This is a genomic window from uncultured Nostoc sp. (assembly GCF_964247315.1).
Taxonomy (GTDB): domain Bacteria; phylum Cyanobacteriota; class Cyanobacteriia; order Cyanobacteriales; family Nostocaceae; genus Nostoc.
This window is the reverse complement of the sequence record NZ_CAXTTT010000030.1, coordinates 24,407-44,913: the sequence shown is the minus strand read 5'-3', so window position 1 is coordinate 44,913 and position 20,507 is coordinate 24,407. Positions and strand designations below refer to the sequence as shown.

Annotated in this window: 14 protein-coding genes; 4 read left to right on the top strand and 10 right to left on the bottom strand. The window is 41.2% G+C overall.

What is annotated here, in order from left to right:
- Nucleotides 1-487 precede the first annotated feature (487 nt).
- Both ACFE93_RS11570 and rpsT read right to left on the bottom strand, forming a co-directional pair.
- Nucleotides 488-1,285, bottom strand: coding sequence for a TatD family hydrolase (locus ACFE93_RS11570; protein ID WP_375473428.1), 798 nt, complete (start codon nucleotides 1,283-1,285; stop codon nucleotides 488-490).
- A 77-nt stretch (nucleotides 1,286-1,362) separates the two neighbouring features.
- Nucleotides 1,363-1,659, bottom strand: coding sequence for a 30S ribosomal protein S20 (gene rpsT, locus ACFE93_RS11565; RefSeq protein ID WP_375473427.1), 297 nt, complete (start codon nucleotides 1,657-1,659; stop codon nucleotides 1,363-1,365).
- 720 nt (nucleotides 1,660-2,379) lie between these two features.
- On the opposite strand from rpsT, the gene hisD reads away from it, so the two are divergent.
- Together hisD and ACFE93_RS11555 are read left to right on the top strand one after the other, a co-directional pair.
- On the top strand, nucleotides 2,380-3,681 hold the full coding sequence (hisD, locus tag ACFE93_RS11560; protein ID WP_375473426.1) for a histidinol dehydrogenase: 1,302 nt from the start codon (nucleotides 2,380-2,382) through the stop codon (nucleotides 3,679-3,681).
- 361 nt (nucleotides 3,682-4,042) lie between these two features.
- Nucleotides 4,043-4,468, top strand: a complete 426-nt coding sequence (locus tag ACFE93_RS11555) for a universal stress protein (RefSeq protein ID WP_375473425.1) — start codon at nucleotides 4,043-4,045, stop codon at nucleotides 4,466-4,468.
- Nucleotides 4,469-4,846: 378 nt separating this feature from the next.
- Here ACFE93_RS11555 and ACFE93_RS11550 read toward each other — a convergent pair whose 3' ends face one another.
- Entirely contained in the window at nucleotides 4,847-5,233 is a 387-nt protein-coding gene (locus ACFE93_RS11550) for a hypothetical protein (RefSeq protein WP_375473424.1), read from the bottom strand.
- Between the two features lie 140 nt (nucleotides 5,234-5,373).
- On the opposite strand from ACFE93_RS11550, the gene hslO reads away from it, so the two are divergent.
- A complete protein-coding gene (gene hslO / locus ACFE93_RS11545; RefSeq protein ID WP_375473423.1) occupies nucleotides 5,374-6,273 on the top strand; it encodes an Hsp33 family molecular chaperone HslO in 900 nt (299 codons plus the stop codon).
- A gap of 161 nt (nucleotides 6,274-6,434) precedes the next feature.
- On the top strand, nucleotides 6,435-8,522 hold the full coding sequence (locus ACFE93_RS11540; protein WP_375473422.1) for a chromosome segregation ATPase: 2,088 nt from the start codon (nucleotides 6,435-6,437) through the stop codon (nucleotides 8,520-8,522).
- A 193-nt stretch (nucleotides 8,523-8,715) separates the two neighbouring features.
- Here the strand turns inward: ACFE93_RS11540 and ACFE93_RS11535 are convergent, their stop codons facing one another.
- From ACFE93_RS11535 to ACFE93_RS11505, 7 genes are all read right to left on the bottom strand, one after another.
- The gene (locus ACFE93_RS11535; RefSeq protein ID WP_375473421.1) at nucleotides 8,716-9,594 is read right to left on the bottom strand and encodes an NAD(P)-dependent oxidoreductase; all 879 of its coding nucleotides are present in this window, start codon (nucleotides 9,592-9,594) and stop codon (nucleotides 8,716-8,718) included.
- Between the two features lie 371 nt (nucleotides 9,595-9,965).
- The gene (locus ACFE93_RS11530) at nucleotides 9,966-11,183 is read right to left on the bottom strand and encodes a class I SAM-dependent methyltransferase (RefSeq protein ID WP_375473420.1); all 1,218 of its coding nucleotides are present in this window, start codon (nucleotides 11,181-11,183) and stop codon (nucleotides 9,966-9,968) included.
- 218 nt (nucleotides 11,184-11,401) lie between these two features.
- Complete coding sequence (locus tag ACFE93_RS11525) at nucleotides 11,402-13,144, bottom strand: Dyp-type peroxidase (RefSeq protein ID WP_375473419.1); 1,743 nt, start codon at nucleotides 13,142-13,144, stop codon at nucleotides 11,402-11,404.
- Nucleotides 13,145-13,801: 657 nt separating this feature from the next.
- On the bottom strand, nucleotides 13,802-14,191 hold the full coding sequence (locus tag ACFE93_RS11520; protein WP_375473418.1) for a VOC family protein: 390 nt from the start codon (nucleotides 14,189-14,191) through the stop codon (nucleotides 13,802-13,804).
- Between the two features lie 81 nt (nucleotides 14,192-14,272).
- Complete coding sequence (locus ACFE93_RS11515) at nucleotides 14,273-14,809, bottom strand: GAF domain-containing protein (protein WP_375473417.1); 537 nt, start codon at nucleotides 14,807-14,809, stop codon at nucleotides 14,273-14,275.
- A gap of 533 nt (nucleotides 14,810-15,342) precedes the next feature.
- Nucleotides 15,343-18,816 carry an Eco57I restriction-modification methylase domain-containing protein gene (locus tag ACFE93_RS11510; protein ID WP_375473416.1) on the bottom strand — a complete coding sequence of 1,158 codons (3,474 nt, stop codon included), beginning with the start codon at nucleotides 18,814-18,816 and terminating at the stop codon, nucleotides 15,343-15,345.
- Between the two features lie 1,068 nt (nucleotides 18,817-19,884).
- Nucleotides 19,885-20,445 carry a Uma2 family endonuclease gene (locus ACFE93_RS11505; protein ID WP_375473415.1) on the bottom strand — a complete coding sequence of 187 codons (561 nt, stop codon included), beginning with the start codon at nucleotides 20,443-20,445 and terminating at the stop codon, nucleotides 19,885-19,887.
- Nucleotides 20,446-20,507 lie beyond the last annotated feature (62 nt).

Genomic DNA, 20,507 nt, shown 5'->3' with positions numbered 1-20,507 from the left:
TCCTGAATTTGATTTACTTTTTTCACTTCCCCTCCAAAAAGCGCGTTAATTTGCTGACGCAGCTCCACACAGTGTGTTTTAAATCCACCCCGCTGTTGATACTCTCAGTGATATTTTAGATATCCTAAGACTGAGGGAATGATCCGCACATTGTCGATTTTGAATCAGAATCACTTCATTTTGCTGGATTGTACTCACAAGGCAATTTTTGTTTAACGATTTTGAATAGGTTCAATACAAACTAAACCGATGTTGTGCAAAAGTCCAGCTCAATTTAGCTTGGCACAGTTAGTCATCTGGGGAGAGCATCCGCTTGTAGAGATTTTGAGGATGGCTAAGCCATAACAGCATGGAAAATCAGGATGAGAAGTTTTATGTTCCTTCCTTTATCATTATGGCGCAAGCAAAATGTTTTTGAGGGAATAATACTAGCATATTTCTGTCCCCCTATAAGTTTATTCTTTTTTACACAACTTAACAAAAGATACTAGGACACACTTGATATTGACAAACCGAATAATTCACAGGCATTTTGGGTGGTTTGATGGGCGATTGCCTCTACCGTTTCATGACGCAGTTTAGCTACTTGCTCGGCTACATAAAGTACGTAGGCAGGCTCGTTGCGCCTCTCGCCCCGTTTTGGAACTGGAGACAGAAATGGGCAATCTGTTTCAATCAGTAGGCGATCGCTATTTACCATTGCAGCGGAGGATTGGATTGCTTTGGCATTTTTGAACGTTACTGTACCGCTAAAGCTTATATAAAAGCCTAAATCGAGAAACCATTGAGTTTCTTCAGGTGTTCCTCCCCAGCAATGCATCACACCTCGCACTCTTTCTCCTTTGAGTTGCCGCCATTTTTGCAACAATTCTTTGGTTGCCACTGCAGCATCACGGCAGTGGATAATCACTGGTAAGTTTAGTTCAGATGCGATCGCCAACTGGGACTCGAACACCATATACTGTTGATCATAGTTATCAGCTTTATAAAAATCCAGCCCCATTTCCCCAATTGCTACAACATTCGAGTCAGAACTCGCTAAAGTTTTGATTTTAGCGACTGTTTCGCTATTCCATTTATCAGCATCTAAAGGATGTAATCCCACAGCAAAGCTAATTTCGGGAAACTCTTGTGCTAGGGATTGAATACTGAAAAACTCCTCCGGGTGAACGCAGGAATGCACTAAACGCACTACACCTGCTTCTTGCCACCGCGATCGCACTTTTGCTAAATCCGGCTGGAAACTATCAAAGTTAAGATGTACATGAGTGTCTATCAGTTGCATCTTTTGTCCTTTGTGGCTTGTCCTCGATCATTTGTCGTTTGTTTTGTTACCAATGACTAAGGACAAATGGCCAGTAACTACTCAGACGTTTGTGTGAGGGGTGTTAATCTGTGAGCCAATCTTGACTTTTTCCTTGCCCCATTGTTGGGGTGAAGAACACCTCGTTTGATTGCCTTATCAATTTTCCCGTAAGCCTCGGATAACCGAGCCTGCGCTTCTTGTTTTAATTCTGGGGTAGGATTAGCTGTATAAGCAGTTACAGCATTGAGGTATTTCTTCATCAGCGTCTTGACTGCTGATTTATAAGATTTATTACGCAGTCGGTTACGTTCTGCGATTTGGGCACGCTTGAGAGCAGACTTTGTATTCGCCACAGTCAATTCCAAAAATACGATTATTAATTATGTACACACACTACTAGACTTACTAATATAGCATCCAAATTGCCAATGTTATAATTTACTAAAAAAATTATAAGATTAGGTATTGGGCATGAATGAAAATCAATAGTCTCTACTAGCCAATTCAATATTTCGTCGATTTAGGAAATGCGTTAAAATAAAATACATCATCTAAATAACTGTTACCCTAACTCATCACAACCTGATTAAGCAATGTAATTGTCAATAAATATGATTTGTCCGTAAACCAGATGTATTATTTAGAGACAGTAACTGTAAAGAGCTAAATTTCAGGGATTCTTAAGTATAGAACCGATATATCGTGTCTGTACACACATTAACTAATAAAAGTTAGGGAAATAAGTAAAAATTATACTCAGACCCTAACCCCTGTAAATTCAGGGGATTGGATGTGTAAACATACCATCTGCACCCCACAAGGATTGAGGGAAAGGGCGTAAGGGGAGTGGGAAATGGCACACCTGCTTCCTGCCGCTAGCCAGTCAAGGCTTGTCGGATTGAGCAATTAAGTCGCCTTCTCAAGCAAACTATACGCTGGTAGCCTTGAGAGTATCAAAAAAATCCAGGTTAAGCTAGAGAAGAGAATTAGAGTCAGCTTGCACACCCCAGTGGGTCAAGAGCAATACTAAATCTCAGGTGGCAATATTATAATTTTGGCATTGTCCTTACTCCATGCTGCGAATTATTACTCAGCAGGCAGACGTTAGAGCAGAACTACAACGGATCTGCGATCGCACCCATGACGAACAGGTACTTCACAAAGAAGCAACGGTGCGGGAAATTTTGCAAGCAGTGAAGCGCCAAGGCGACAAAGCTGTATTGCATTACACGGACGAATTTGACAAACAAACACTCAAAGCAGAAGAACTCCGAGTTACAGGCTCGGAACTGGATGCAGCCTATCAGCAGGTATCAAAGGAGTTGTTGGGCGCAGTTCGGCTAGCTTGCCGCCAAATTGAAGCGTTTCATCGTCAGCGAGTACCAAAAAGCTGGGTACACTTTGGTGACGATGAAGTAGTACTGGGCAAACGCTACACTCCTGTAGACCGAGCCGGGTTGTATGTGCCTGGTGGCCGTGCCGCCTATCCCAGTACAGTGCTAATGAATGCAATTCCGGCTCATGTTGCTGCTGTACCCCACGTGGTGATGGTAACACCACCAGGGCCAGGGGGTGCTATTAATCCAGCAGTTTTGGTAGCTGCCCAAGAAGCAGGGGTGCAAGAAATTTATCGCATTGGGGGCGCACAAGCGATCGCCGCTTTAGCTTATGGTACAGAAACGATTCCGAAAGTGAATGTGATTACTGGGCCTGGTAACATTTATGTCACCCTAGCGAAAAAACTTGTCTATGGCACCGTCGGTATTGATTCTTTGGCAGGCCCCAGCGAAGTGCTGGTGATTGCCGATGAAACCGCAAATCCAGTACATGTAGCTGCTGACTTGTTGGCCCAAGCCGAACACGATCCAATGGCAGCAGCGATTTTGCTGACCACAGATGCTGCTTTGGCGAAAAACGTACAATTAGCTTTGGAAAGACAGCTAGTGGATCATCCACGGCGAATAGACACAGAAAAAGCGATCGCTCACTATGGCTTGATTATCCTTGTGGAATCGCTCGAAGCAGCAGCAGAACTCTCAAATGAATTTGCTCCCGAACACTTGGAATTAGAAATCAAAGACCCTTGGGCACTCTTACCACAGATTCGCCACGCTGGGGCAATCTTTTTAGGTTACTCAACACCAGAAGCTGTAGGAGACTATTTGGCAGGACCTAATCATACCTTGCCAACTTCTGGTGCTGCCCGCTATGCTTCGGCATTGGGTGTTGAAACTTTCCTTAAACACTCCAGTATTATTCAATACTCCCAAACCGCATTGCAAAATGTGGCTGGTGCTATTGATGTGCTAGCAACAGCAGAAGGTTTACCTTCCCATGCTGATTCAGTCCGACGCCGAGTTCAGCAAGAAGAGTGATTTGGAAAGCTTAATTTTTTCTTATAAATTAAAGTTTGGATAGCGATATCTACGGTAAGCTATGCTAAAGCACACTATTTGCTATCCTGTCTTCAGTCACCCTTTAAGCGTCCACAAGTCGGGGATTGCCGACGTTAGTTTCTGGCAGAGGAAAACCTCTCCCAGAAACTCGTGAGAAGCTTCTCCAGAAAAGTTACTACAACCCCTTCGCATGAAAGTGGCGTAAAACTAGCTGACCAATGGCGTAGCCTTAAATATATAAACTAAGTTGTCAGATAAAAAATTAGTTTAGTGTCGCTGCCGACTAATTTTGCTAGATACTTATGTATGTAAGGGGTCTACTCTTTAGGAGACGAGAGCAGTGCTAAATAGTGTTTTGGTAGCTCTGGACGGTTCGGATATTTCAGAACGAGTAATTCAAGCTTTAGATAATTTGGTGTTTTCAAAAGACGCCAAGGTTATTCTCTGTCATGTGTTTCTCACACCAGAGTCAGAAATGGAACTACCTGCCGATCGCCCTCAGCCAGAGTCCCCAACGTTTTCTTATTTTCATATTGAAAAGCAACTGCAATTATATCAGGAAAAGTTATCAGCCAGAAGTGAATTAGAGTTAGTAACTGGCGATCCCGCTGAAGAGATTATTCGTCTTGCCAATATTTATAAAACTGACTTGATCGTAATTGGCAGTAGGGGCTTGATGGGGATGAAACGAATTGTTCAGGGTTCTGTTAGCAGTCAAGTTGTAGAAGAGGCTAATTGTTCAGTGTTGGTCGTCAAACCAAGGTAAAGATTTACAAGGAGAAGCAATGGCTATCTATAACCACCCCAAAACTAGCCTTTGAAGAATACCTGAAATACGATCGTGGCACTGATAGCCGCTATAAACTAGTCAAGAGAAAACTAATTCCTATAAGTCTAGAAAGTAGACAACATAGTGCACAAGGGTTTAAGAATTTTAAACTATGCAATTCCGTGTTGTCTGCGTTTAGAGTTGTTAGATAAATTACTTTTAAACCGCACTGCCACAGAAGAGGACACTTGCATGAGCGGGTTTTCCTACTTGAGCAAAGTGTCCGTGGTGCAGAGAGAAAAAAGGATTTTTCAAGTTACCTTGAAAGGGCTAGCTATAGAGACAAGGAAAATTCCTTTTCTACGTTCAGTCAATTCAACGTTCTTGATTTGCCAGAAACTGGCGCAAGCTCAACAAGCTGAGTGTTTGACCCAAATTCAAGGGCAAAAGTGAAACTCCTTCCAAGCGGGACTGTACCCAACCTTCTCCCCAGTACCATTCGTGGAAGCCGTCAATGCCTCCGCTGAGTACTAAGCGGAGGCAGTTGGATTTGACAACATTTACTTGATGATGAATCGCGACTGGCCCAGTCCAGGTTGTAAACTGGAATCCGGGAAGTAGTTCTTCTGGCATTCCTGGCGCAAAACGTTGCCCTAAAAGCCATTTTTTTAGTTGTACTGGATGCAATAGACTGTCACGAATTGCATCTGTTGATGCTTCGATTTCAATCCGCAGTTGGCTTTGTTGAAAATTACCCAGCATTTTTCTCGGATTACCTAAAGATAAGACATCGCTATCTCTAATATTGCAAATACAATCACTGATGATCACTAGGTCACTTTTCTCGCAGCAGAGAACTTAAAATAGAAAAAGTGAACTTGTTAAGAAATGTAAGGTTATTCATGGCGGATCAGTTAATTCGTGCAACAGCAGCCGAAGGTGGAATTCGTGCCGTAGGTGCGATCGCCACACGTTTAACAGAAGAAGCACGGCAGCGTCATCAGCTTTCTTATGTGGCAACGGCAGCACTGGGTCGGACTATGACGGCGGGCTTGTTAATGGCTTCTAGTATGAAGCGGACTGGATCGAGGGTCAATGTCCGTGTTAAGGGCGATGGGCCTTTGGGTGGGATATTAGTAGATGCAGGCTTAGATGGTACAGTACGCGGATATGTTGGGAATCCATCTGTAGAATTGCCTCCCAACGCCAAAGGTAAATTAGATGTTGGTGGTGCTGTGGGTGGCGGCTACCTCTACGTTGTACGAGATATCGGTTATGGTTATCCCTACTCTAGTACGGTAGAACTAGTTTCTGGCGAAATTGGTGATGATGTCGCTCATTATTTGGTGAATTCCGAACAGACACCTTCGGCTTTAGTTTTAGGTGTGTTCGTGGGAGCAGCAGGAGTAACTGCTGCTGGAGGATTACTGGTACAAATATTGCCCAAAGCCGCCAGAGACGAAGCCCTAATAGAAACATTGGAATCACGGGTTGCCAGTCTAGCAGGATTTACGCCATTGTTGCAAGCTGGGAAGACGTTACCTGAAATCTTTGATGACTTGTTGGGAGACATGGGGTTGGAAATCTTTTCTGAACACCAAATGCTGCGTTTCCACTGTGGTTGCTCTTTTGATCGCGTTTTGGGGGCACTGAAGATTTTAGGAGAAGCTGAACTGCAAGATATGATTATTAAGGATGATGGTGCTGAAGCAACTTGCGACTTTTGCGGCAACGTCTACCAGGCAAGTAGCGATCAGTTAGCTCAACTAATTTCCGATTTGCAAGCCGAATCTGCTGTTTGACAATAAAGTATAAAATAGCACTGATTTTTGAGATTGATCATGGTACTCTGTAGAGAGAGATAATCAAAAAAGTAGCTTTTTAATAACGAGAAAGTTACTATGTCAACAATGGAATTATCAACCTATAGACAGAGCGCTATTCAATTATTTTGGTGTGAGAGATGACAGAGCGGGATATTCCAGACAGTTGGTCTTCAGCCAGTGGAAGAAAGCCAGATCAAAGCAAAAGATTATCCCGAACAGAACAATTCGGTGAAACTCAGCCATTTGATGTCCCAGCTACTGGTTCTACCTCCAAGTCAGTAAAGCGGCGAAAAAAAAACCATAGGGAAGGATTAACTATAAATAGTCATTCAGAAGAAACTGCTCAACTCAGTAGTCATTCTGGGATATGGCCACGGTGGATGAAAAGCTGGACGTTGTGGCTAGTACTACTAATGTTGATTCCCGGCAGTGTAGGATTCTTGGCAATGGCAATACTATTCAAGTTGCCAGCTGCTCCTAATTGCCCCTCGATTTTCTGGCCGCTAGCTAGTGCTTCTGTGCGGCTACATTGCGCTCAGTTAGCGGCTTCTAAGCAAACAGTGAACGATCTATTACAAGCGATCGCTCTGGTGAAGCAACTACCACAAAATCACCCGTTGCATGGAGAAATCGATCGTTTCATCGAAGAATGGTCGCGGGATATTTTGAAGCTAGCCGATCAAAGTTTCCAAACAGGGAATTTAGAGGAAGCGATCGCAACTGCTCGTAAGATACCCGAAGATGTAGCAGCTTATAAGTTAGTTGATGAGCAAATTGGCAGATGGCAGTTGATTTGGTCAAAGGCTGAAGCCACATACAACGGTGCGATCGCCGAAGTAAAAGAACGACGCTGGCAATCGGCATTCATGTTATCTGCTAAAATGCTGCGTGTAGACAATCAATACTGGGCGGGTACTAAATACGACCAATTGAATCGTCTCATTGCCACAGCACGGGAAGATGGCGATAAGTTAGGAAAAGCCGAAAGTTTAGCAAACAGCAAAGTAGTCGATAACATCCTAGAAGCGATCAAGTTAGCCGAGTCGATTGGGCAGGAAAGTTACATTTACCAAAAAGCTCAGGAAGCGATTCCGGCATTTGGACGCAAAATGCTGGAATTAGCACAGGCGAAACTAGATAAGCAGGATGCGGATGAAGCGCTGAATATTGCTAGGGAAATACCGGAAAGTGCGAAACTGCAAGGCGAAACTGATGACTTTATTGCCATAGCTGACGCGAAAAGGAGTGCTTGGATCGGTAATGTTTCTGGTTTAGAGGCAGCGATCGCTCAAGCACAACAAATCGATCCTACTAGACCAGTGTATAACGAAGCACAGCAACTAATTGCTCGTTGGCAATTGGAAATTGAAGATGTTGCCCATTTGGAAAAAGCCAGAATATTGGCTAGCCAGGGAACAGTCCCTAATTTAACCGCAGCGATCGCCCAAGTACAGCTTATTCCTGCTAGTAACCCTAGAGGCGCAGAAGCTAGACAAGAGATAGGTCGCTGGAACGCCCAAGTGGAGACAATTGAAGACCAACCTTACTTAGACCGCGCCGAACAGATCGCAATATTCGAGGATATTAACTCCTTGCAAGCTGCGATCGCTCAGGCTAGCGAAATTCGTAGAGGTCGTGCATTGTATCCAGAAGCACGCAAAAAAATTCGTACTTGGGTAGGAAAGATTGAGCGAATTCAAGACCAACCTTACTTGGATCAAGCACAAGAACTGGCTCAAAGTGGAAATCTCACCGCCGCCATTAGCACAGCTCAACAAATTGCTTCATCAGGAAGGGCGCTTTCACAAGAAGCACAAGCTGCGATAAATGACTGGGAAGGGCAAATCCGCACTAGAGAAAACTGGAAAAAAGCCCAGGAGGTGGGGGCAGCTGGCACTCCAGAAGCCTTGGCTGAAGCAATACGACTGGCGGATCGAGTTTCAAACAATAGCATCTTACGTATGGATGCGAATCAGGCTATTGACCAATGGAGTCAGCAATTGTTAGAAATAGCACGCACTCAAGGTCAGTCTGATATTGCTAGAGGCATTGACATTGCTAAATCAATTCCACGCGGTAGTGCTGCTTATAGTGCAGCGCAAGAGCAAATAAAGACTTGGCAGGAATTTCTCAATCCTCAACCTGAACCTCAGCCTCCGTCTCAACCTCAGCCTCAGACTGAATCTTTGCCATTTTCCCCATCAAATACTATTAATGGCCAGTAATATCCTTTTAACGATTACGATTCAGTTAAAATTTTTTGATTGAGCATTTTCAAAGATATATCAGGAATGCCGGGGTGTAAGAAGAACCGAATTTACAAAATTTTTCAAGTGTCAACTTACAGGCAGGGCGGTTATCAACCGCCCTTTTAACGTTATATTGACACCAATGTATAGTTGTAGACCCTACAAAAATTTATTCCCCCATCGCTTCTCCCCATTCTTTAATGACTGAAAAGAGTGATGAGTAATCATCATCAGCAAATGACATTTTCACGGCTGTTTGCAATATTTGCCGCACTCCTTTAATACTGCTAATATCCAAACTCCGAGATTTCGCTTCTGAGATAAATAATTCCGTATCTTTAAGCAAGTGTTTTGTGGGGAAATTGGGATCGGCATAATTGCCATCTAGCATCCGTTGTAGCTTTTTGTCAAAGGTAGGTGCGTAGAGTGAACTGTCGCGCAAGATTTGCATAAACACATCGACATCGACACCTTGACGCTGGACAAAAGCTAGACTCAGAGCAAAGCTAGTTGTTAAAGAAGCTATTAGTTGATTTAGTGCCAATTTAAGCGCCGCCGCAGATCCCACTGGCCCGATAAGTAAAGGTTCTGTCCCAAAATTTTGGAGTAACTTCAAGTGGCGTTCGTATTGTTCTGCCTCTGCCCCTACCATAACACTCAACTTGCCAGCTTTTGCTTCTGGGATACTCCCTAATACAGGTGCTTCTAAATACTCACCCCCACCAGCAACAACTGCATCTCTAATTTCCTGGCTTTCTGTAGGCGTAATTGTTCCCATTTGGATGATAGTGCGCTCCTTGAGAGTTTGCGAAGCAGTATCTGAAAGTAAGACATTATAAATGGCTGGTGCATTAGTGAGCATGAGGATTACGCACTCAGCAGCACTAATGGCGTGGCGGGGATGTGTAGCAATTTCAGCCCCAGCTGCTTGTAGTGGTGCTAATTTTTCTGGGGTACGATTGTAGGCAACTAGCTGTATATCTGCGGCTAATAACCTTTGAGCCATTGGTAGTCCCATCAGTCCAGTTCCCAGAAATGCCACCTTCATTTTTTACGTTCCTTTAATACAGCGTCACCGATAGCGAGTCTTTGAGGATCGCAGCTCATCGGACATCGCGTTTACATTGTTTGATTCAAATTAACTGGGAAGTAGTTATTTGAGATTTAAGATACAATCCTAAATCCCAGTTTTCTTACTCCCTAACTCTGGCAATCAACCACCAGCAGCAAAAGTCAACATAATTATTACTGAAAGTAAAATACCGGGGGTAAGTAGCGTTACTAGCATTAACAGGTCATGAGTAGACATAATTATTACTTTGGTAGTGTGTTTAACTTAACAGTAATCACTGTTATGCTAGTCTAAATAAGACTGATACTGCATTCTTAAATAGAGTTTTAACTTTTCTTTCTTTACACTTACTCTGGCAGAGTCAATCCTTTTAATGGTTGAGAAATTTCTGTATTGTCCAGACCTTTGCTCTGAATTAAGACTCCAAAGCCGCCAAGTCCTGTGGGATCTATAAGTTGGTGTAGTGCATCCCGATGCTGTAGTAACTGCGAGAGAGGTTGCTTTTGATAAGAAAGGGCTGCAATATGATCGCCTAACCCCAACGCCATCAAAAATAATCCCTGCTGGATAAAACCAACATTCTTTAAGTTACACTTCTCACCCCAGCGTTCTAAAGCTGTAAAGTCAACATGGGCAGTGATATCTTGTCGCCCAATATTAATATAAGGGTTGTCATGGAAACGATGATGATAATAACACTGTAGTGTTCCCTGCGATCGCCTGGGATTATAGTAACGACTGCTGGGGTAGCCATAATCAATTGTTAACACATAGCCGCGCTGCAAGCGGTCTGCTACTATACTCAACCAGTCTAGAGCAGCTAAATTAATTTCACTACGGTAGCCATCTGGATATGTACTTTGGGTTAAGTTTATTTCCAGTAAATCCAAATGTTTAGCTAGTTGGGGCGTTGAAGGTTCCCCTGTGACTTCCACAAATGCAAAATTTGACCTCTCCCCCAACCCCTCCTTTATGAGGGGAGGGGGTTGGAGGGTTAGGTTTTCTGATGTTGTCACATAAATTTCTCGGAGTTCTCCCGTTTCTAGGATGAATTGATGCACGGGGAATGCATCTACTAACTCATTAGAAAAAAAGCAACCAGCGATCGCATTTGGTGGTATATCCTCTAAATTACACCAACGCACGGGTAAATCTTGCAAGCGTTGCTGCTGTTCTTGTCTTAAAGTTGGGGATTTTTCAACAATAATGTACTCCAGCGCAGTGAAAAAATCTGGGTAATGCTGTTGATGATATTTAAGGATATGCAATGCCAGCAATCCTTGGCCTGCTCCCATTTCTACCAGAGAAAAGGGTACAGGTTTTCCTAGAATCTCCCACATTTGCAAAAATTGTTCTGCTAGTAACTCGCCAAAGTCAGAACAGAGGTTGGGAGAAGTGAAAAAATCACCACCTTTAAAGCCAATTTTGAGTGCATCGCTGGAATAGTAGCCATATTCAGGGTGGTATAATACCATGTCCATGAATTGGGCGAAAGTAATTCGCTGCTGGGGACTAGTGGTAATGCGATCGGCGATCGCAGCACACAATGCTGGATTTGAATCCATAAATTTGAGGTTTGAGATTGGGGAATAGAAAAAAATAAATGAATTATGCATGATGCAAAACAAAATTCATAATTCATTATTTCCCTAACGGTCTACAAACCCCATGATATCGACCACTGTGGCATAAGCGCTGGCATTTATCGACAGACAAAACTGGGGAAGTTTGCAGTTCGGTGCGATCGCCACCAAATGGTTGTGCCCCTATCTACATAAAATCATTATTTTGTCAATACTTCCTTCAAAGCAGAAATCGAAGGTGCAAAGAAGTAGCCGCCACCAGTAGGAATCACCCAGTCTTCAGGTGCAGTCAACTCCTTAGTTTGAGGTTGATTTTGGTCATCCTCAAGGTGGATAAAGAACTTGCGTGTGCGATCGCCACCTGGTTTGTTATTATCACTTTGGCCAATAATTGGATCGTGACCAAGAGTTAATTTACCTTCAAACTCGTGGCCGGTAGCCGCCTCCTCACTAAAGTTTGGATTGTTAGCCCAGAACTTAGTGACAAACTCAAACTGGTCTACAATCGAAGTCTGATAAGCCAAAAAGTGGAGACCGCGATCGACAAAATTCGGGTCTTGTAGCGGATTGTTTGGCGTGGAAGGAGACACCGGGCCATAAGGAATGCCGCGACGGAGTAAGCGATGTGTTTGAGTCGTCACTTCACTGCGATCGATATCAATCTCGTCAGAATTAGAGACTCTCCCTCCTGGTGTTTTATCATTGCGTGGATAAGTCTTGCGGGTATGAGCAATAAACGGACAGCGCAAACCCGTTGCATCTTTGGAAGGTGGAACTACGTCGTTTTTGAAGAATTTTCCATCTGGTGCATCATCACCGTTGAATTCAAAATCATTGTTGGCATTGTCATCATTACCCAAAGTTGGGGCATCTTCTTCCGGCGTGCGGATAGTGGGAGCGCCACTAGGCCAGCGACCAATCAGCTTTGCACTCACCTTTCGAGCGTCGGTGTCTAGGTCAGCAGCAATATCGTTTAAGAACTTGTGGAACTTATACACATCTTGACGCAATCGCCGGAATACAAGGTAAGAGCCATCATTCGCCCAGTGTAGTCCTGCTGACACAACCTCACCTTTGCTATGTTCCAACTTTTCAGCATCATCCTTCTGACCCTCATAGCCAAAAACGAACTCTCCTGGCCACAGAAGATCCTGTCCTGGTTTGCCCTGGTTTTTATTCTCTGGATTCTGCCGAGGAGTGAGAAGTTCTTTAGGATTATCAGCAACCCGGCCACGAATACCAGGTTGTGATATTCCATCCAGGTTGCCGAAATGCTCATGTCCAGTTAGGGGTGCGGGTAGGTTGGCTCCTTCTTCTAAGAAGGTAATTCTGGCTCCGCTGCTCTTAGCGTTGCCTTTGCCATCTGTAAATGTCACAATACTTTCTAAAATCCGCGAGACTTCTGCTAACAAGTCTGCGCGTTCGTCGCTGGCAATGATCAAAACCACATCAACTTTGCCATTATCCGGCCCACCTACAACCCAGCCAATAGGCTTACCATCTTTGTCTACCGGGTCGTTCAATTCAGCAGCGCGTGCTGCTAGCCCAGCTTTAAAGGCTTCATCCGTAAATGAGTCGGCATCATTGGTTAGTTTCTTCAGTCCTTCAAAGGAGAAAGCTACATTAACCCAGGTTGCCTTAACAGTACCTTCGCGGCCTCGCCGTTGTCTGGCGGATTTAAATAAGCGGTTGAAGGCAATCACTTCTGAGGCGGTGGCAATGAAATTAATCTGTGACTTCAGCCAATTCTTGAAAGCATTTGGATTTTCAATTTCAAGGAATAAAAGGGCTTGGTAGTCTTTATTGAATCCACCTAGAATGTTGCCTTGAATATTGTTGACATTGAGAATAGGCTCATTAGGCGCGGGGACATAAAATGCGTTTGCCTGTTGACCTTCTAACGGTTCAGGAGCAGGCGCTTCACGAATTATTTCTTGTGTCATGATCAAAGTCCTGTTGATTGTAAAACTTATTGACTATTCCAGAATGGAAATATCAAATCAGGTATCTCTAATGGGAACCTGTGTTAACTTATCGGACTTAGGTAAGAGATTTATGCAGCAATTTTACCCATATTTCATCGGTCGGGAGATTGCGTTGTGTAAATAAACTATACATATTTTAAATAGGATTGTAAATTCTAGTAGGAGCAAGATATAGCAATAGTTTTGTATTTTTGGCTCAACTCTGTTAAACACAAAATTAAAGAAAAATAATTTTAATTCTAATAGTAAGTTCAATAATATAACGATTATTAATTGCCAGTAATCGCCTCTCGCTTGTGAATTTAGTAATTTATTATTACGTAATTTTACTTTTGTATCAAATAAATGTGCTGTTTTTCTAGCTATCTTGACTCTCAATAATTTCAAATAAGCCAGACTCATTCAAAACACCTTTTATATTTCGTCCTATTTTTTTATGTCACGAAAAACATAATTAAAGTGCTTAATACACCGCTATAAAAAACGGTGCGTTAGGCTAAAGCCGTAACACACCCTACTGAAGATTTATTTTATAAATAGTATTTTAGGTGTTGATTTTAACTCTAGCGATCGCAATCCACAGCCCAATTAATCGCGTCCAAGGCAATTTGCTACCTAGCCACTCACCAACGACACCAGCACACCATTGGGATCGCGGACACGAGCAATAGTTTTTCCCCCAGGCTGGGTTTTAGGGGCATCTAGTGTTTTTGCGCCTGCTCCCATCGCTCTCATGTAAGCGCTGCCAACATCAGGAGTGATAAATGATATCTGAATTAATGGCGGTGGTTGTGTGGGATCGTTGGCATGGAAGCCACCAGGAAATAACTTCTGTGCTTCGCTACTAGAGGAGAAAGCTAGTGTGGTGTTTCCGGTTTCGATTTCGGCCCAGATAGATTGCCCCTTTTCCAGGAGAGTGCGACGAACTAAACCAAAAGCTTTTTCGTAAAACTCAACTGTCTTAACTACATCGTCTACCCAGATAACCGTGTAACCAAATTTCACAGTTCTTTCTCCTTATTAGAAAAATCAGTGCTAGCGAGTATCTCTCCTATTTAACTGTATGCGATTTGAATACACAGTTACTTAACTCTCCAGAATGTTACGATCTGTTGCTAGAGTTTGTGCCCCTATTTGCATCATTTCTATATCTGATGGCGACCAATAATGAGGCCCTTGACAGTGATGTGCCACCAGCAATCCCCATAATCCTCTAGGTATCAAAATTGGTACAATCAGGTTGGCGCGAACTTGTATATTGCGGAGAAAATCTCGGTGACAAGGTTGGATTGGCTCTAATTCAATATCAGCGATCGCCTTTACCCGTCCTGCTAAGTATAAAGCAGCATACTCGTCGTTAAAACAATCATCTGGGCCAGTGGAACCCAGTATTGAAAGTTCTTTAGAACTCAAAGATTCAAAAGTCACCTGTCCTTGCCACTGCCCGTAAAAATAATACAACACCACCCGATCGACCTGAAGCGATTCTCTGAGTTGATTGATTGTTTGGCGGACTAACTCATCGCGCTGCATTGTTCTGACAAGGCGAGCAAGCAATTTTTGCAAACCCTGTTGACGGCGATCGCAACTCTGGTGAAATTCGGAGTCAGAATGAATTTGCACGGTTCTAAAATTACGACTAAGTAAATCCTATTGAATTTATATAGTAATTTATTAGACCTTATTTAAATACATTATTGTATTTATGACTGCAATTCAAGATTAACTGAACATCTTACTAGTCAACCTTTTCGCTTGATTTAAAATAAATCATTAAGAAATTGCAATTTTTAATTTACACCAGAAAAAGTTCAAAATTATAAATTTAAAGTTAACATTTTTGAAATTTACAAAAAATATGCTGAGTTTTTCTATAGTTTGAGGCAATAAATATACTTCCAACTGTAATGTACCAAGTCAGTTTGTATTCTTAGTCACAGACATTTGTAAACCAATATAAGAGGTTGTTTGAAAAGTATTTCACTGTGATTTTAAGCACTTTTAGATCCCCCCTAACCCCCCTTAAAAAGGTGGGAACCGGAATCAAAGTCCCCCTTTATAAGGGGGATTTAGGGGGATCTAGAACTTTTTATACCGACAATACGACTTTTCAAACATCTTCTAATTAAAAACCTTCATGGTTTAGCCATTAGTATTCAAAATGCTACTTGTGAGTCTCCAAACATTGGGACAAAGGTACGGTAAGCTTCTAATGCTGCTTCTTTTACGGTTGCATTCACAATTGGAAATGTAGTGAGGATGTAGCTAAATTCATCTTCGGTTAAGCCGTAAAGGTGTGCTACTATCCCATCGAGTTCGGCGCGGAGTTTGGCGCGTTCTGTTTCGTTGGTAACGCCTTGTTGATAGGAACCTAAACCGACTTCTTGCGCGAGTTCGTCAAATTCTGGTGTGGTGCAGATGAGTTTGGCAGCGCGTTGTACAATATCGTTGAAGTAGCGATCGTTTTTTGTTAAACGTGGGACGGGTGTCTGATAAACATAAAACATATTACAATGCGCTGTTACTTTTTGGCGAATTATAAAATCGTAAGCAAAGCTATTAAATACAGCGCACACAAACAGCAATTCATTCAGCTTTGGAAATGGATCTGCCAACACTAATGTGTTTCCTGCAAAAATCTGAGGTGGTAAAATCCCTGCAATCATTGTCCGAATATCTGTATTACGTGCTACATCTCTATAACCTAGACGGTAGTTTTGATAATCAAACTTTTGACCTTTATCTACTTCATTTCGTTTTAATAATGCTTTTCTACCTTCGCGTTCATCTATCCAATACCTTGCTTCAGCAAAGATATGAGTGAACTGATGAATCATTTTACCTTCATAGAGCGCTAGTGTAGCTTGCTCTGGCTTTTTCTTGAAAAGAAAAGCATCATCAGTCATATTAAATTCACGATGTAGTTCCAAGTTCCATTTATCTTCAATTTTTTCACCCAGCAATGGTAACTTGGTCATTTTATCTGCAATGCGAAAATCAATCTCATTTTTGAACTCCATTACTGAGAGAGAATCAGGTGATAGCTTTCGCACCAAGTCAATACTAATTGGTAAACCATAATTTTTAGGGAACTCTTGCAGCTCTTGGACATCTTGCCGCATAAAAGTAGCAGGGAATTTTTCTGTTTTGCCTTCTTTTTCAAAAGTTAGGATACCAAATTTAAAACTACGATGAACCCCTTCAAAAATCGTCTTGCGATTTTCAAAGCAGAATAAACCAGTGATTTTAGTGTGATTAAATAGCATCTCTCGAAGCTTTTTAGCTCCTAAATCAGTATAAATACCACTTGGTATAACGATGCCACATCCACCACCATGACGTAAAAGATTAAAACATTGTTCTAGAAACAGTTTGTAAAAATTAACATCTTTTCCGTGGCGTTTACCATTAATTATAGGAACCTGATTTTTATACTGTTCAGCAAATCTAAAATACTCTCTTTGATGGTTGTAATCACTTTGATACTTTAACCATGCATTTTTAATTTTCGTGTCTATTAATAAACGTTTTAGTTCAACCTCGAAATCTTTGATGTCCATCTTTTTCTTAGACACGACATTACTGTATTCAGAGCAAAATTCCTTAGCATCAGGCTGAAAAGTTTCCCAAGGTGGATTAGTGATAATTGCATCAAAGCCGCCGCGTTCTAAAACTTTGTCAAAATGATAACCCCAGTGAAACGGCTTCAAGGCTGCAATATCCTCAACCTTCAAAATACGCTTCTGTGATTTTCCAGTTAACTGAACTTCCTCGTATTTAATGCCCAGCTTTTGACTAAACTCATCCAATAATAAAATATTTAACTTATTTTGTGATTCTTTATTAAGATTGTCAATAGATTTACGTAAGTTCAATAACCTTGCATCTTGATGCGTTCCCAGTTCTCCACCAGGAAGTTTTTCATCACCAGGAATAAAAGCGTGTTTTTTGTAAAGTTCAATAGACTTATTCTTTTCTTCTAAAATAGCCTTGTAATTATCTGCTGTGAGACGCTGTAATAGATTACCTTGTTTAGTATTTCCTACTGTATCAAAAGCGGTGTCATCTAGCTTAATCAGTCCAATCAACGAATTACCCGCCATAATATTAAAGTCAATATTAGGCAATGGCTCTAATTCCTCGACATTCTTAGCAGAAGAAACCAACGCTAAAAAAAGACGCAGTTTAGCAATTTCTGTTGCTTCCTCCATGATGTCTATACCATAGAGGTTATCCCTAAGAATGCGCTTTCTAATAAAATACTCTATGGAAAGATGCTCAGTTTTTTCACTTTTTAACCAGTCCTTTAATTTCTGATCTCCCTGTAATTCAATTGTCCCAATTACCGCACTATAAACTTGGATTAGCGTCTTCATCGCTGCAACGAGAAAAGCACCAGAACCGCAAGCTGGGTCAAGAATTGATAAATTAGGAAGAATATCTTCCATTAGTGAACGACAAACCTTTGTATCCAGTTTAATGAGAAGTTCGTTGATATCCTCAAATGGCTTATACTTATCAGATAGCGCATCATTTACGCGGTCTACAATTAACTTGTGGATAGTTCTATCACAAAGATATTCTGTAATTTGTGGTCTAGTATAATACGCTCCAAAAGCCTTTTGATTAATGTATTTTTCAAAAATGTAACCTAAGACATCTGGGTTAATCTCATCGTCTTTCCCTTCCGGCGTATCATCGAGATTCCAAGAATAACGCCCAAATAAATCTAGAACTTGTTCAAACGCCTCATCAACTATAGAAATTTGATATTTCTCTTCAATATGATGCTTGAGAAATAATCCACCATTCAGGTATTTAACCTTACCTACCAATTCTTGTACAGATAAATCGCGTTCACTCTCAGGTTTTGCAAAGCTTTCAAAAAACAAAGCCTTGAGAAATTCACCATAAAAATGATTTTCACCTTTTTGCTGGCTTTGTTCAAGCTTATTTGGGAGATAATTTAAATCTTTATTATCAATAAAACCCTTGCGTTGAAGAAAATAAACAAACATCAGGCGATTGAGAATTACCGATGTATACCAACGTCTATCTATCTCATTATCAATTCCTTTCACAAACAGCAAAAACTTCTGGTGTTGCTCTTGAAATTCCTTGTAAAACTTCTTGGTTACTGGCTCAACATCGAAACCGCGTTGTAGTTTATAAGCAATTTCGACAACAGTCGGTTCCCCGTGTTCTAATTCAGTAATATCAATGACTAAAGAACCAAGCTTGCTTAAAAACAAATCTCCTGGTTGACCTTTCACATATAAATGGTCACGAACAGAGGTTTTAGTTCCTTCTCGTTTCACCCAATACCAAAGACTACGCGTGCGTTCTGCGGTAATAAAAATTAGGAGATTTTCAGCTATCAGTTTATTAATCTCTTTGTAAATCTCATCTCTAACTTTAGCCTCTGGGATTTTCCCATCTGCTGCGGTGACTTCAAAGATTGCAACACCTGAGAGTTCAGCAATTTTCTGGTATTGATAAGTTTTATTCTGAATCTTTAAGGTTTCAGGTTTTTGTCTTGAGGGTTTAGACCAACCTAATTCCTCTATAAATAAATCACTAAATTTGAACTTAGAGAGGAAATCACGTGTTCGTTGAAAATTAAGCGACATAATTTATCATGCTTGAAGAATAAAAAAAGAGCATGGTAAATTTGCCACTCAGAAAATAAATCTGTGGCTATAAAAATTAAGTCTGCGCTAGCGGACTTTAAGAAACCCTCTTTATACGAGTTAAATTTTTTCCCATGCTTTTTATACTTTATAAATCCCTTATATTTAATTAGGCTGAGAAATTATACGGAAAAATTATCAATTTATCTAAATGTTGGCTTGATTTGTACAGCCGTGATTTTGAATTGTCAGGTAGATTTGCTGATTACTTTATCAAAATGCCTAATTGCTTTATAAAAATGCCCGTTTACTTGATAAAAATACTGAAATGCTTTCTCAAAAGAAGCTTTGACTTACTCAAAAGAAGCTTTTGCTTTCTCATTTTGGTGTTTTCCGCAAGTCAAATCAGCTTTTACTTATTCAAACCCCAGTTTGCTTTCTCATTTTGGTGTTTTCCGCAAGTCAAATCAACTTTTGCTTTCTCAAACCCCAGTTTGCTTTCTCATTTTGGTGTTTTCCGCAAGTCAAATCAGCTTTTACTTATTCAAACCCCAGTTTGCTTTCTTATTTCAGTATTTTACGTAAGGCGGAGGTTGGATTGAGGAATGAAACCCAAGATATATCAAAGTTTTGTTGGGTTTCGCAAAGCCTCAACGCAACCTACTATAGGGCTTCTGAGTTGAGTGCAATACAGACCTAACCCCCAGCCCCTTCCCTACTAGGGAAGGGGAGTAAGATTCAAAGCTTCTCTCCTTTTAAAAGCTACGGTGTATACACAAGTCTGAAATAGCTGATTAACCACGGTTTTACCCCACCCTAACCCTCCCCTTGTCAAGGGGAGGGAACTAGACTAAATATCTTTTTCCCCCCTTTATAAGGGGGGATTAAGGGGGGTAATTTGACTTGTGTATACACCGTAGCCTCTTAAAAGAGAGGTCAGAGTCTATTGCATCCATACGAAAAACGCTACATTCGGGGAACGAGGTGATGAGGTGAATAAATTAAGAGTTTGAAACCCACGCAGGTAAGTCTTGCTTGTGTAGACGTGGTTTATAACCGTCCTTTTAACTATTTCACTTTTAACCAACTAAATATATCTGCTGGCGTAATTTGCCAATCTGTTAATACATCAAGAACAGTCAATTTATCATTATTATATTTTACTTCTGGCAATTTATTAGGTTGAAATACCATCACTGATTTATCGTTAGAGTCAATAAACCAACCTAATTTTGTACCATGATTAATACAGAAAATAATTTTATCAATCACACGGTTAGGAAATTGGTCAGGTGATAAAATTTCAATTATCCAATCTGGATAAGTTTCCAACTTATTGGCAATTTCCCCATTTTCATCAACAATAAGCCGTGACCACTCAAATACAGCAATATCTGGAACTAAAGAACGTCCTCCAAATGTGCAGCGTAATTCCGTTAATGCTAAAGCTTTTTGCTCAGGTTCGCTTACCCGATTAATCTCGGTTGATAAACGAGTTTGAATTCTGCTATGTTTTCCCTGCGGCATTGGTTTTTGATAGATTTTTGCATCAATATATTCACTAGCTGGTTTAGTTTCTGGTAATTGCAGAAACTCTTTTAAAGAAAAATTAGATGATAATATAACCATAAAAATTACTCCTAAAATGACTAATTTATATCTTTAAATATAACAAAGACGCGATGAATCGC

Excerpts from the sequence above, each read along its gene's own strand:
- ACFE93_RS11570 (WP_375473428.1), bottom strand. The coding sequence starts at position 1,285 with ATGCAACTGATAGACACTCATGTACATCTTAACTTTGATAGTTTCCAG.
- ACFE93_RS11510 (WP_375473416.1), bottom strand. The coding sequence starts at position 18,816 with ATGTCGCTTAATTTTCAACGAACACGTGATTTCCTCTCTAAGTTCAAA.
- ACFE93_RS11525 (WP_375473419.1), bottom strand. The coding sequence starts at position 13,144 with ATGACACAAGAAATAATTCGTGAAGCGCCTGCTCCTGAACCGTTAGAA.
- ACFE93_RS11530 (WP_375473420.1), bottom strand. The coding sequence starts at position 11,183 with ATGGATTCAAATCCAGCATTGTGTGCTGCGATCGCCGATCGCATTACC.
- ACFE93_RS11550 (WP_375473424.1), bottom strand. The coding sequence starts at position 5,233 with ATGCTGGGTAATTTTCAACAAAGCCAACTGCGGATTGAAATCGAAGCA.
- ACFE93_RS11505 (WP_375473415.1), bottom strand. The coding sequence starts at position 20,445 with ATGGTTATATTATCATCTAATTTTTCTTTAAAAGAGTTTCTGCAATTA.
- ACFE93_RS11540 (WP_375473422.1), top strand. The coding sequence starts at position 6,435 with ATGACAGAGCGGGATATTCCAGACAGTTGGTCTTCAGCCAGTGGAAGA.
- ACFE93_RS11535 (WP_375473421.1), bottom strand. The coding sequence starts at position 9,594 with ATGAAGGTGGCATTTCTGGGAACTGGACTGATGGGACTACCAATGGCT.
- hisD (WP_375473426.1), top strand. The coding sequence starts at position 2,380 with ATGCTGCGAATTATTACTCAGCAGGCAGACGTTAGAGCAGAACTACAA.
- hslO (WP_375473423.1), top strand. The coding sequence starts at position 5,374 with ATGGCGGATCAGTTAATTCGTGCAACAGCAGCCGAAGGTGGAATTCGT.